Origin of the sequence: Streptomyces thermodiastaticus, from assembly GCF_014656135.1 — a bacterium.
GTDB lineage: Bacteria > Actinomycetota > Actinomycetes > Streptomycetales > Streptomycetaceae > Streptomyces > Streptomyces thermodiastaticus.
On record NZ_BNBV01000001.1, the window covers coordinates 400,568 to 413,321 of the forward strand.

Here is a 12,754-nt window from a genome sequence, read left to right on the forward strand (position 1 = left end):
GCGCGACGCCCCGAAGGCGGCCCGTGCCGGTTGTCGTTCAGCCCGCCCCGTGCTGCCGCAGCGACGACCCCGAGCGGTCCTTGACGACCTCCAGGCGGGCGTGGATGCGCCGGCGCAGGTCGGCGACGTGGCTGACGATGCCGACGCTGCGGTCGCGTTCCCGCAGGGAGTCCAGTACGTCCAGAACCTCGTCGAGGGTCTGCTCGTCGAGGCTGCCGAAGCCCTCGTCGATGAAGAGGGTGTCCAGGCGCACCCCGCCCGCCTCCTCGGTGACCACGTCGGCGAGGCCGAGGGCGAGGGCGAGGGAGGCGAAGAACGTCTCGCCGCCCGAGAGGGTGGCCGTGTCCCGCTGCCGGCCGGTCCAGGCGTCCACCACGTGCAGGCCGAGGCCGCTGCGGCCGCGTCCGGTGCGGTCGTCGGAGTGGACCAGGGTGTAGCGGCCGGAGGACATGCGCTGCAGCCGTACGGAGGCAGCGGCCGCGACCTGTTCCAGCCGGGCGGCCAGGACGTAGGACTCCAGGCGCATCCGGCGTTCGTTCTCGGCGGAGGTGCCCGCGGTGAGGGCGGCGAGGCGGGCCACACGGTCGTACTCCTGCCGCAGCGGTGCCAGGCGGGCCGCGCCGCGGGCGGCGCGAGCGGAGAGCCGGTCCAGTTCGGCGCAGCGGCGGGCGGCGGCGTCCCGCGCGGAGACGGCCTCGCGCAGCAGGCGGCCGCCCTCGGCCTCGGCGGCCTCGGCGGCGGTGACGTCGGCGGGCGGCTGTGCGGCGGCGGCCACGGTGTCGGCCTCGGCGAGCACCGCGCGGACGTTGGCCTCCTCGCGCTGCCAGGCGTCCAGACGGTGCTGCAGCTCACGGTGCGTGGCGTCGTCGAGGAGGGCCGCGGCGGCGGCCTCGGGGGTGTCGAACCCGGCCTTGAAGGCGGCCTCGGCGAGCCGTCCGTCGGCTTCCTTGAGCCGCTCGGCGCTCTCCGCGGCGACGCGCGCGGCCTGTGCCGCCTCGGTGAGCAGGGCCGCCTGCCGTTCCAGCTGTGCGGCGCGCGCGGCGACGCTCGGCGCGTCGCCCCGTGCCTCGGCCAGTTCGGTTTCCAGGGCGGCCTGTTGCCGCTCCAGTTCCTCCCGGCGGGTGAGCCGGGCGGCGGCCCGGACCTCGGCCTGCCGCCGGTCGGCCAGGCGCCGTTCGCGTTCCTGCTCGGCGCGGCGCAGCTCCTCCTGCGCGGCGTGCAGTCCGGAGGCGGTCTCGCGGGCCCGGGTGAGCTGCCGTCGCAGGTCCTCGGCGGCGTCGGCGAGTTCGCCGACGGGGGTGTGGCCGGCCTCGGCGCCGGCGGCGGCCAGGGCGGCGCGCAGGTCGCCCAGGCGGCGTTCGGCGGTGCTGCGCCGTTCCTCTGCGTCCTGGTAGGCGGCCAGCGCCTGTTCCTCGGCCTCGGGGTCGACGTGCCCGGCGGTCTTCCGGGCCGGTGCGGGGTGTTCGGTGGCGCCGCACACGGCGCAGGGCTCGCCGTCGGTGAGGTGGGCGGCCAGCTCGGCGGCGATGCCGTTCAGGCGCTGTTCCTTCAGGTGCAGCCAATGGTCCTTGGCGCGGGCCGCGTGCTCGGCCGCGTCGAGGGCCCGCTGCCGTGCCTCGTCGGCCTCCTCGGCCAGCCGGTCCCGGGTCCGGGCCGCCTCCAGGCGCGTCCGTGCGGTGTCGTACCGCACGGCGAGCTGTTCGGCCCGCGCGGCGGCCTCCTGGGCGGTGTCGATGCGGCGCCGCAGCGCGGCTCGGGTCGTCTCCCATCCGTCGAGCCAGGCCTCGGCCTCGCGCAGGGCGTCCTCGTCGGCGCGTTCCTGGCGGTCGGCTTCGGAGCGTTCGGCGACGAGGGCGGCGAGGCGGCGTTCGGCGCGGCGGGCGGAGTCCAGGCCGCCCAGTTCCTCGGTGGCGCGACGTGCGGCGGCGGCGAGCCCGGCCGCGCCGTCCTCGGCGTGCTCCCGCGGAAGCCGGGCGCGAGCGCGGGCCTCGGCGGCGGCGGCCCGCCGGTGCTCGGCGTCGGCGGCCTGCCGCAGCTCGAACGCCGGGGCCACGGTCTGCGCCCTGCGGCCGCGTTCCATGCGTTCCACCGCTTCCCGGTGCGCGCCGGCCCGTTCCTGAAGGCGTGCGGCGCGCTCGCGGGCCTCGGCGAACCGGCGCTGCAGACGGCCCCGTTCCCGCACCTCGGCCAGGGTGTCCTCGGCGGCCCGCTGGGCGGTCTCGGCGGCCGTGAGCCGCATCTCGGCGATCGTCAGCTGCTCGCGTGCGGTGCTGCGGGCGACAGCCGCGGCGCTCAGCACGGTCTCGGCCAGCCCGGGCTCGCCGGGGGCGAGGTCCGGCAGGGGCAGGGTGTCCCCGGCCTCCTGCTGCATGCGGTGGGCGTCGGCGAGCAGTGCGGCGTCGCCCTCGCGTACCTGGGCCTCGGTGGCGCGGCGGCGGTCGGCGAGGCGTTTTTCGACGTCGGCGAAGCGCTGGGTGTCGAACAGCCGGCCCAGCAGCTTGCCGCGGGCCTCGGCGTCGGCGCGCAGGAAGCGGGCGAAGTCGCCCTGCGGCAGCAGCACGACCTGGCAGAACTGGTCCCGGCTCATGCCGATCAGCTGGGTGATCTCCTCGCCGATCTCCTGGTGGGAGCGGCTGAGGTCCTTCCAGGTGCCGGTGCCGGCGTCCCACTCGCGCAGCCAGGTCTGCGCCTTGTCCACGGTCGTGCCGGTGCCGCGACGCTTGGGACGCTCCCACGGCGGCTGCCGGGTGATCTCCAGGCGGCGTCCGGCGACGGTGAGGTCGAGGGTGACCTGGGTGCGGGTGGACGCGGCGGCGTGGTCGCTGCGCAGCGTCATGCCCTGCCCGCTCTGCCGGGCGCCGGGCACCGAGCCGTACAGGGCGTAGCACACGGCGTCCAGGACGGAGGTCTTGCCGGCGCCGGTCGGCCCGTGCAGCAGGAACAGCCCGGCGGCCGAGAGCGCGTCGAAGTCGATGCTCTGGGTGCCGGCGAAGGGGCCGAAGGCGGTGATGTCGAGCCGGTGCAGCCTCATGCGGTCCGCCTCAGCTCGTCACCGCCGGGCACGCGCCCGCGGACCGGGCGGGAGTGCGCCCCCGTGCCGCGCGCCTCGTCACCGCCTACCTGTGTGCTCACCTGTGTGCTCACCGGCGTGTTCACCGGGCCACCGCCTCTCGTTCCGCGGCGTCCACGCGGACGGCGTCGAAGGCCTCGCGCAGGATGTCCCGCTCGTACGGGTCCGGGCCGGCGCCGCGGACGTGGGCCACGAAGTCCTCCGCGATCTGCTGGTCGCTGCGGCCGGCGAGCCGGCGGGCGTAGGTGAGGACCGGGTCGCCGGGGGCGCGTTCCGGGGCGAAGACCAGGCTGAGGATGTGCGGGAAGCGTTCGGCGAGCCGGGCCATGGGCTCGACGGGCCGGACCGCGTCGGTGAGCGTGGCCTCCACCCACGATGCCTCGTGACGGGCGAGCGCGGGATCGGCGAGCAGCTCCTCCAGGGTGCCGCGGATGCGGGCCAGCGGGCGCGGCACGGGGCAGTCGATCCGCTCTGCGCTGACCTGCCCATCGGCGTCCAGGTCGACCAGCCACATGCTCTTGCGGTGGCCGGCCTCCGAGAAGGAGTACGGCAGCGGGGAGCCGGAGTAGCGCACCCGCTCGGTGATGGTCTGGCAGCCGTGCAGGTGGCCCAGCGCGACGTAGTCGACGCCGTCGAAGACGCCCGCGGGGACGGAGGCGACACCACCGACCGTGATGTCCCGTTCACTGTCACTGGGCTCGCCGCCGGTGACGAAGGCGTGCGCGAGGACGACGGAGCGGGTGCCGGGCGCACGGCCGGCGAGGTCGGCGCGCACCCGGTCCATGGCGGCCGTCAGCACGTCTTCGTGGCCGGCCCGGTCCACCCCGAACTCGCCCTTGACGACAGCGGGTTCGAGGTAGGGCAGCCCGTAGAAGGCGACGTCGCCGAAGGCGTCGCGCAGCACCACGGGGGTGCCGCAGCCGGCCGGATCGGTCCGCAGATGTATGCCGGCGCGGTCGATGAGCCCGGCGCCGACACCGAGCCGGCGCGCCGAGTCGTGGTTGCCCGAGATCATCACCGTGGGCACACCGAGGCCGGCGAGCCGGTGCAGCGCGTCGTCGAACAGGTCGACCGCGGCCAGCGGGGGCACCGCCCGGTCGTACACGTCTCCCGACACGACCACCGCGTCGACGTCCCGTTCCCGCACGGTCGTCACGAGGTGGGCGATGAAGTCGGCCTGGGCGCCGAGCATGTTCACGCGGTGGAACGCCCGGCCCAGATGCCAGTCGGAAGTGTGCAGCAGCCTCATGGTCGTCGAAGACTATCGGCCGGGTCTGACAGCGGGGGCGGCCGCTCCTCCGCGCGGCCGCCGCGTGCACCTGCCGCCGCCCCGCCGGGGCACTCCGTCAGGGGGGAAGCCGGCCGCCGTGCCATCGCACGACCGCCCGCCGCGAGGTTCGCACCGCCGGCTCCAGCTCGCCGCCCGGCTCGGCCTCACGATTCCGCCGACGCTGGTCGCCAACGACGTCTCGAGCGCGCCCGCAAGTCCGCCGCCGGCCACGGCGCTGTCGGCTCCAGAACTCGCCGCGGCCTCCCGCGATGAGGACGCACACACCGGCGCGGTCTGGGCCCAGCGCGTGGACTGCGGGACTTCGACGAGACGCTCGCGGGTGGCCGCCCACCTGTTCCAGGGAGAACTGAGGTCGGTGACGTCTTCGATGACGCCACCGCCTGCCTGACCGATGAACTGTGCGGTACAGCGGTGCGGAAGGGTCTGGCATGAACACCTACGGCATGCGCGAGTCGCGGGGCGAGCGCGAGCATGAGCCGCGGCGTTTTCTCATCGCCACCGCCGTCTCCCGCTGCCCCAAGAACCCCGCGTGGGACCGTGCCGGCCTGGAGCAGGCCCGCCAGGACGTCATCGAGCTGTTCACGACCCAGCTGGGCTGTCGCCACGAGACCGCGCTGGGCCTGGACCCGACCGGTACTCAGCTCACTGGCCATCTGCGAGCCTTCTGCACCTCTCCTCGAAGGCGGAAGGCTCACACGTCCCCGTACGTCTCCCCGCCCAGCTCGAAGCCCGCGGTGCCCGCGGTGGCGTCGGCCAGCCAGGTCCGGAAGGCATCGACCTCGGCGTCCGGCAGACCGATCTCCAGGGTGACCGCCTCGCCGTAGCGCACGTCGCGCACCACGCGGCCGGTGGCCCGCAGGTCGTTCTGCACCTTGCCCGCCCGCTGGTGGTCCACGGTCACCGTGGCGAGCCGGAAGCGCCGGCGGGTGCGGGTGCCGAGCACGTCCAGGGTTTCGCCGACCGCGCCCCCGTAGGCCCGGATGAGGCCGCCGGCGCCGAGCTTGACGCCGCCGAAGTAACGGGTGACGACGGCCACCACGTAACGCATCTCGCGGCGCAGCAGCATCTGGAGCATGGGCACGCCGGCGGTGCCGCCCGGTTCGCCGTCGTCGCTGGCCTTCTGGATGCCGGCGTCGGCGCCGATGACGTAGGCCCAGCAGTTGTGGGTGGCGGTGGCGTGCTCCCTGCGGACCGCCGCGATGAAGTCCTGTGCCTCCTGCTCGGTGGCCGCGGGCGCGAGGGAGCACAGGAAGCGAGAGCGGTTGATCTCGATCTCGTGCGTGCCCGGGCGGGCGACGGTGCGGTACTCGTCCTGCATCCGGCCAGCCTATGCGCACCGCGCGGGCGCCCGGTCCCCCGCACCGGCCGAGCGGGCGGCGCGGTGCGGGGAATGGGCGGCCCGGGCGCGCTGTTGCCTGGACGCACCCCTTTCGGGGCGCCGCGGGCGGCCGCGACGGGCGCACGCGTCGCGAGGCTGAAGGAGACCGGAGCAGTGGGGTACGGTGACGAGGCGACGATCCGGAGGATCCTGACCGAGGCCGGTGACACGTGGGCCGTGGTGGGCCTGTCGAACAACCGCGACCGCGCCGCGTACGGGGTGGCGCAGGTGCTGCAGCGGTTCGGCAAGCGCATCGTCCCGGTGCACCCGAAGGCGGAGACCGTGCACGGCGAGCAGGGGTACGCCTCGCTCGCGGACATCCCGTTCGACGTGGACGTGGTGGACGTGTTCGTCAACAGCGCCCTGGCCGGTGCGGTGGCCGACGAGGCGGTCGCCAAGGGCGCGAAGGCGGTGTGGTTCCAGCTCGGGGTCGTCGACGAGGACGCCTGCGCACGGACCCGGGCCGCGGGGCTGGACATGGTGATGGACCGCTGCCCGGCGATCGAGATCCCCCGTCTGCGGTAGCGCGCCGCCCTGCCGGCAGCCGCCCTGGCCAGGGCCTGCGGACGTGGGGCCGGCCGGGGGGCGGCGACAGGGATGCACCCGGAGCAGGGAGCTGACCGTGCACCGTCATAATGCGCGGGTGATACACGATTCCCAGCACCCGGACACGTCGTGCCGTCCTGAATACGTCCCGGTCGTCGTCCTCGGCGCCGGTCCCGCGGGACTCACCGTCGCCGGCATCCTGCGTGCCGCCTCCATCGACTGCCTGGTCCTGGAGACCGAGTCCCGGTCGTTCATCGAAGAGCGGCCGCGCGCCGGGGTCCTGGAGGAGCCGGCCGTCCGCGGGCTGATGCAGCGCGGCCTGGCGGTGGAGCTGCTGCGGCACGCCGAACGGCACACCGCGTGCGAGTTCCGCTTCGACGGCGAGGCCCGCCGTCTGGACTACGCCGGGCTGACGGGGCACCACCACGTGGTCTGTCCGCAGCCGCGGCTGGTGAAGGCCCTGGTGCACGAGTACGCCGACGTCCGGGGCGGCGCCATACGCTTCCAGGTCCGGGACGTCGCCCTGCACGACATCGACACCGGCCGGCCGTCGGTGTCCTACGTCTGCCCGGAGACGGGCCGGCGCCGGCAGGTGCACTGCGACTTCATCGCCGGGTGCGACGGTGCGCGCGGCGTGAGCCGGGCGGCGCTGACCGGTGCCGGGCACGCCCGGATCGCCCGGTACGACCACGGCGTCGGCTGGCTGGCGCTGCTCGCCGAGACCCCGCCGTCCTCCGACTGCGTCCTGTTCGGCGTCCACCCGCGGGGCTTCGCCGGCCAGATGCCCCGCAGCCCCGAGGTCACCCGGTTCTACCTGCAGTGCCCGCCCGGCGACGACCCCGAGGCCTGGCCGCACGAACGGGTCTGGGCCGAGCTGCGGGAGCGGCTCGCGGCGGCGGACGTGCCGCCGCCGCAGGAGGGCAGACTGCTGGAGAAGCGGGTCCTCGGCATGCACGACTACGTCGTGGAGCCGATGGCGGCCGGCCGTCTCTTCCTGGCCGGTGACGCCGCCCACCTCACCGCGCCCATCGCGGCCAAGGGCATGAACCTGGCCCTGTACGACGCCTTCCTGCTCGGCGACGCGCTCACCGCCCGTCTCACGAAGGACGACGACAGCGGCCTGGCGGGCTATTCGGCGGCGAGCCTGCGGCGGGTGTGGGACTACGAGGAGTTCTCGCACTGGCTGTCCGACGTCTTCCACGGCGCGGCCTCCGGCGACCCGTACCGCGCGGGCACCGCCCTGGCCCGTCTGCGCCGTCTGTTCGCCTCGCGGGCCGCCGCCTCCGCCTTCGCCGAGCGGTACCTCGGCACGGCGAGCCACTACTGAGGAATGGTTCCTGCCGGGGGCGGGTACGCCGGCGCCCGTGCCCCGAGTGCCAGGCCGGGCGCCGGCGCGGTCAGATCCCGAGCCCCTCCAGCACCTCGGCCCCGGGCAGCTCGGCGAAGGCCTTGCCGGGCACGAGCAGCTTGCCGCGGCGGCGGCCGCTGCCCACCAGGACGTACGGCAGCTCGACGACCGCGGCGTCGACCAGGACGGGCCAGTGTTGCGGCAGGCCGATCGGCGTGATGCCGCCGTACTCCATGCCGGTCTCGCCCGTGGCCACCTCCCTGGGCGCGAACGAGGCCTTGCGCACGCCGAGGTGCCGGCGCACGAGCCCGTTGACGTCGACACGGGTGGTGGACAGTGCCAGGCAGGCGGCCAGCCGGGTCTCGCCGGCGCGCTTGCCCGCCACCACCACGCAGTTCGCGGACGTGTTCAGCAGGTCGCGGCCGTAGTGCTCGACGAAGACGGCGGTATCGGCCCAGTCCGGTTCGGTGTCCACGTACAGGATCTGCCCGGCGGGCACGCCGCCGCGCCAGTGCCGTACGGCGTCGGCGACGGGACGGATCAGCTCGCCGAGGCAGTCGGGAGCGGGGGTGGCCTGGTCGAAGTTGCCGATGGGTGCACGCATGACGGCACGCTAGCAGTGGTCTCGCCGGGCCGGGCGGCGTCCCGGGTGCCCGGGTCCGCCCGCGGTGACCGGGCTGTCCCGCGCCGCGCGCATCCGGCCCAGCGGGACGGAGCCTCAGGGCCGTGCGCCCTGGCTCCGCTGGGTCTCGCCGAGCGCGGACAGCCGGGCGGCGGCCTCCTCGTCCAGCTCGTCCAGGGCGATCAGCTGCTTCGAGGTGACCCCGTCCGGTATCGGCACCGGCGGCGGGGTGCGCAGGGGCGGCTGCCAGCCCTCGTCCGGTGTCCAGCGGCGGACGACCCGGGCGGGTGCCCCGGCCACGACGGCATGGTCGGGCACCTCGCCGCGGACCACCGAGCCGGCCGCGACCACCGCGTTCCGTCCGAGCCGCGCGCCGGGCAGGATCACCGCGCCGGTGCCGATCCAGCAGCCGGGTCCGATCTCCACCGGTTCCATGCGCGGCCACTGCTTGCCGACGGGCTGGTGCGGGTCGTCGTAGGAGTGGTTGGTGGAGGTGATGTAGACGTACGGGCCGATGTAGCAGTCGTTGCCGAGGGTGACCGTGGTGTCGGCGACGACATGGCTGCCGCGGCCGAGGACGACGCCGTCGCCGATGCGCAGGATCGGGTCCGGGCCGAGGTCGAGGTCGGGCATGAGACCGGCGGTCAGGGTGACCTGTTCGCCGATGATGCAGTGGGCGCCGAGATGGATCCACGGTTCGCCGAAGACCGTGCCGAGCGGGAAGGCGAGTCTGGTACCTGTTCCTATCGCCCCGAATCGGAACCGCCCGGGATGCTCGGCCGTGACGGAGCCCGTGCGCTGCACCCAGGACCAGGCCGCATGGACGGCGCGCTGGGCGAGGCGGCGCCGCCAGGACGAGAACGTGTTCTTGCGCGTGGGCACCCGCAGACTGTACTCAGCCCGAACGGCCGCCCGGGCTGCGGGCACCTGTGATCTTCGCCCCACCCGATGTCGTACGGTTCCGGTGGGGCGGTCCGGACGGCGGGACCGCCGGCCGACTCGGGAAGGCGGGACAGATGACGCACGAGGAGCTGATCATCGGGATCGGCGGCCGGTGGCCGCGCGTGGACGAGCAGGCGTTCGTCGCGCCCACGGCCACGGTGATCGGTGACGTGGTGCTCGGCGCGGGGGCGAGCGTGTGGTACGGCGCGGTGCTGCGGGGCGACGTGGAGCGGATCGCCGTGGGCGCGCACAGCAACGTCCAGGACAACTGCACCCTGCATGCCGACCCCGGGTTCCCGGTCGAGGTCGGCGAGCGTGTCTCCATCGGCCACAACGCGGTGGTGCACGGTGCGACCGTGGAGGACGACTGCCTGATCGGCATGGGTGCGACCGTGCTGAACGGCGCGGTGATCGGCACCGGTTCCCTGGTGGCCGCGCAGGCGCTGGTGCCGCAGGGGATGCGGGTGCCGCCTGGGTCGCTGGTCGCGGGGGTGCCCGCGAAGGTCCGGCGGGAGCTGACGCGGGAAGAGCGCGAGGGGATCACGCTCAACGGCACGATGTACGCGGAGCTGGCCATGGCGCACCGGGACGTGTACGCCTGAGCCATGAGCCGCGGCCGGGCCGCGCCGGCGGTCACTCGCGGGCGGCGACCGGCTCGGCCTCCTCCGTCTCCTGGTGCGCGGCCTGCGCCTTCTTCGCCCGGCGCTTGACCACCAGCATCGACACCAGGCCGATGAGCACGGCCGCCACCAGGCCCAGATAGGAGAACTTCTTCAGCCAGGACTCGGCGACGACGCCGACGTAGTAGATGACGGCCGTGGTGCCGCCGGCCCAGCACAAGCCGCCGAGCATGTTGGCGATGAGGAACTTCCAGTAGGGCATGTGCAGCACGCCGGCGAGCGGGCCGGCGAAGATGCGCAGCAGGGCGACGAAGCGGCCGAAGAACACCGCCCACATGCCCCACTTCTCGAAGGACCGCTCGGCGGTGGCCACATGCCCCTCGCCGAAGTGCTTGGGGAACTTCTTGCCCAGCCAGGCGAGCAGCGGCCTGCCGCCCTTGCGCCCGATGGCGTAGCCGATGGAGTCGCCCACCACCGCGCCGGCGGTGGCGCAGGCGCCCAGCACGACGGGATTGATGTGGGAGTGCTGGGAGGACATCAGGGCGGCCGACACCAGAACGATCTCGCCCGGCAGCGGGATGCCCAGGCTCTCCATGCCGATCACCAGGGCCACCACGGCGTAGACGGCACCCGGTGGCACCGTGTCGAGCCATTCCTGGACGTGCACCGCCGGTTCCTCCCCGTTCGCGTCCGTGCCATGCCTGGGCGTCGCGAGAGACGCCCCGAAAAGCGTACCCGGTCGGCCGCACCGGACGGCGTGTCACCGTCGCCCGGGGACCGGCCCGGACACCGTCCGCTACCGCCCTGTCCATGCCCGGTGACCGAATCGTGTCCCTGGCCTTCTAGGGTTGCTGCCCATGTGGCCAGGACAGCAGCCGCCCGGGGGCGAGCAGAACCCGCAGAACAACCCGTACCAGCAGCCGCCCGGGGGCGGGGGGAACCAGCAGAGCAACCCGTACCAGCAGCCGCCCGGCGGGGGAACCCAGCAGAACAACCCCTACCAGCAGCCGAACCCGTATCAGCAGCCGGGTTATCAGCAGCCCAATCCGTACCAGCAGCCGGGCTACCAGCAGCCCGGCCCCTACGCCCAGCAGCAGCCCTGGGGCAGTGCCGTGCCCGCGGGAACGCCGCAGCCGGGGCCCGGCGGGTCCGGCCCGGGCGGTGACGGCCGCAACCGCACCAAGCTCGTGGCGATCGTCGCGGCCGCGGCTGTCGTGGTGGCCGCCGGTGTCACCGGATTCCTGGTCCTGGGCGGCGGGACGTCGGACGACGCCAAGGGCGGCGGCGGGTCCGCCTCCCCGACGGTGACGACGAGCCCGTCCGCATCGGCATCCGAGGACAACCCGCGCGGCACCGAGACCCTCAAGCCGGAGATCGCCGGCTGGAAGGTCGTCGTCAACTCGAAGTGGGGCGTGGCCTACGACGTGCCGCAGGACTGGGAGGTGCTGCCCCCCGGCATGAGCGTCTACGTGGAGGACCTGAAGGAAGGCAAGCCGCTGCAGGTGATGGGCGGCGCCTCCCAGTACAAGTCGAAGTGGTGCACCTCCGACGACGACAAGGACGGTTACACGGACGACACCTCGCTGGGGACGGCGGGTGTCAAGGGCGGCCGCGGCGCGAAGAACACCGACGAGGTCGCGGTCAACACGGCCGGATGGTGGGTCTACGGCGCCTACACCCAGCCCGACAAGAAGAGCCTGGTGCTCCCCGACAAGGCCGAGCCGTACACCACCACGTCGGGTCTCGAGGGCAGCATCGCCTGGGCCAGCTCGAAGAACACGCCGCAGAAGGGCAAGTGCGCGAGCGACGGCCAGGCGGTCAGCTTCGGCTTCAAGAACTCCGCCGGTGACTTCGTGTCCTGGAGCTTCTACGGCGCCACGGGAGTGGAGGGCGCGGTGTCCAAGGAGACCATCGTGAAGATCCTCAGCACCGTGCGCCTGCACGGCACGCCCAACTCCGACTGACCGCCTGCCGGCCGCCCGCCGCCGTGGACGGCCGCGTCCTCAGCCGATGGTGAAGGCGCCGTCCGGCGGCTGCGGCGACGGTACGGCGTTCTCGTCCCGCACGACGGCGGCGTCGCCGGTGAAGTCCCGCAGGGCGTCGCCGTGCGCGACGCGGGCCGGGAACGCGTCGGCCGCGGTCAGCCGGGCCAGGGCGGCGGTGTCGACGGGCCGGTGGGCGGCGACGAGCACGGCGTTGCCGAAGCGCCGGCCGCGCAGCATCGCCGGCTCGGCGATCACCGCCAGCTCCTCGAACACCTCGGCGAACGTGGCCAGCTGGGAGCGGAGGAAGGCGAACGGCGCACCGTCGGGGAGGTTGGCGAGGTAGACGCCGCCGGGCCGCAGCACCCGCCGGACCTCGCGGGCGTAGGCGAGCGAGGTGAGATGGGCCGGGACGCGGGAGCCGCCGAAGACGTCGGCGATCAGTACGTCCGCCGAGCCGTCCGGGGCCTGCCCGAGCCAGGCCCGGGCGTCGGCGGTGTGCACCGTGATGCCGCTGTTCTCCGGCAGCGGCAGGTGACCGGTGACCAGCTCCAGCAGGGCCCGGTCGTTCTCGACGACCTCCTGCCGGGAGCCGGGGCGGGTGGCCGCCACGTACCGGGGCAGGGTGAGCGCGCCGCCACCCAGGTGCAGCACGTCCAGCGGGCGGCCCGGCTCGGCGATCGTGTCCAGCACGTGCCCGACCCGGCGGGCGTACTCGAACTCCAGGTGGGTGGGCGCGTCCAGGTCGACGTACGACTGCGGCGCGCCGTCCACCGTCAGCAGCCATGCCCGCGCTCGGTCGACGTCGGGCATCAGCTTGGCGGTCCCGTGGTCCACGGCACGGGTCACGGGGATCGGTTCGGTCACCGTCCCATTGTGCCGCCGGGCGGCCGGGGCGGTGCGGCGGGTGCCCGCCCGCCCTTCCTGATCGTCCGGCGCGCGGACGGCAGGACGT

General features: G+C 74.3%; 11 protein-coding genes. 4 read left to right on the forward strand and 7 right to left on the reverse strand.

The features are described from left to right. Positions 1-37 precede the first annotated feature (37 nt). The 3 genes from IE286_RS01775 to IE286_RS01785 all read right to left on the reverse strand — a co-directional run bounded on the left by IE286_RS01775 (position 38) and on the right by IE286_RS01785 (position 5,679). A complete protein-coding gene (locus IE286_RS01775) occupies positions 38-3,031 on the reverse strand; it encodes an AAA family ATPase (RefSeq protein ID WP_189794751.1) in 2,994 nt (997 codons plus the stop codon). Positions 3,032-3,152: 121 nt separating this feature from the next. Then, positions 3,153-4,319, reverse strand: a complete 1,167-nt coding sequence (locus IE286_RS01780) for an exonuclease SbcCD subunit D (RefSeq protein ID WP_189794752.1) — start codon at positions 4,317-4,319, stop codon at positions 3,153-3,155. 733 nt (positions 4,320-5,052) lie between these two features. Beyond that, a complete protein-coding gene (locus IE286_RS01785; protein ID WP_189794753.1) occupies positions 5,053-5,679 on the reverse strand; it encodes a YigZ family protein in 627 nt (208 codons plus the stop codon). Between the two features lie 174 nt (positions 5,680-5,853). On the opposite strand from IE286_RS01785, the gene IE286_RS01790 reads away from it, so the two are divergent. After that, the gene (locus tag IE286_RS01790; protein ID WP_189794754.1) at positions 5,854-6,264 is read left to right on the forward strand and encodes a CoA-binding protein; all 411 of its coding nucleotides are present in this window, start codon (positions 5,854-5,856) and stop codon (positions 6,262-6,264) included. A gap of 121 nt (positions 6,265-6,385) precedes the next feature. Then, positions 6,386-7,612 (forward strand): 4-hydroxybenzoate 3-monooxygenase, encoded by a 1,227-nt coding sequence (locus IE286_RS01795; RefSeq protein WP_372462533.1) that lies wholly within the window; start codon positions 6,386-6,388, stop codon positions 7,610-7,612. 70 nt (positions 7,613-7,682) lie between these two features. Here the strand turns inward: IE286_RS01795 and IE286_RS01800 are convergent, their stop codons facing one another. Further along, complete coding sequence (locus tag IE286_RS01800; protein ID WP_189794756.1) at positions 7,683-8,237, reverse strand: YbaK/EbsC family protein; 555 nt, start codon at positions 8,235-8,237, stop codon at positions 7,683-7,685. Between the two features lie 114 nt (positions 8,238-8,351). After that, a complete protein-coding gene (locus tag IE286_RS01805; protein ID WP_189794757.1) occupies positions 8,352-9,137 on the reverse strand; it encodes an acyltransferase in 786 nt (261 codons plus the stop codon). Positions 9,138-9,271: 134 nt separating this feature from the next. Here IE286_RS01805 and IE286_RS01810 point away from each other — a divergent pair, with 134 nt between their 5' ends. Beyond that, positions 9,272-9,799 carry a gamma carbonic anhydrase family protein gene (locus IE286_RS01810; protein ID WP_189794758.1) on the forward strand — a complete coding sequence of 176 codons (528 nt, stop codon included), beginning with the start codon at positions 9,272-9,274 and terminating at the stop codon, positions 9,797-9,799. Positions 9,800-9,830: 31 nt separating this feature from the next. On the opposite strand, the gene IE286_RS01815 is transcribed toward IE286_RS01810, so the two are convergent. Next, on the reverse strand, positions 9,831-10,484 hold the full coding sequence (locus IE286_RS01815; protein ID WP_189794759.1) for a DedA family protein: 654 nt from the start codon (positions 10,482-10,484) through the stop codon (positions 9,831-9,833). A gap of 190 nt (positions 10,485-10,674) precedes the next feature. Here IE286_RS01815 and IE286_RS01820 point away from each other — a divergent pair, with 190 nt between their 5' ends. After that, entirely contained in the window at positions 10,675-11,781 is a 1,107-nt protein-coding gene (locus tag IE286_RS01820; protein ID WP_189794760.1) for a DUF8017 domain-containing protein, read from the forward strand. 39 nt (positions 11,782-11,820) lie between these two features. On the opposite strand, the gene IE286_RS01825 is transcribed toward IE286_RS01820, so the two are convergent. Continuing rightward, positions 11,821-12,666: a spermidine synthase gene (locus IE286_RS01825; RefSeq protein ID WP_189794761.1), complete on the reverse strand. Its 846-nt coding sequence runs from the start codon at positions 12,664-12,666 to the stop codon at positions 11,821-11,823. Positions 12,667-12,754 lie beyond the last annotated feature (88 nt).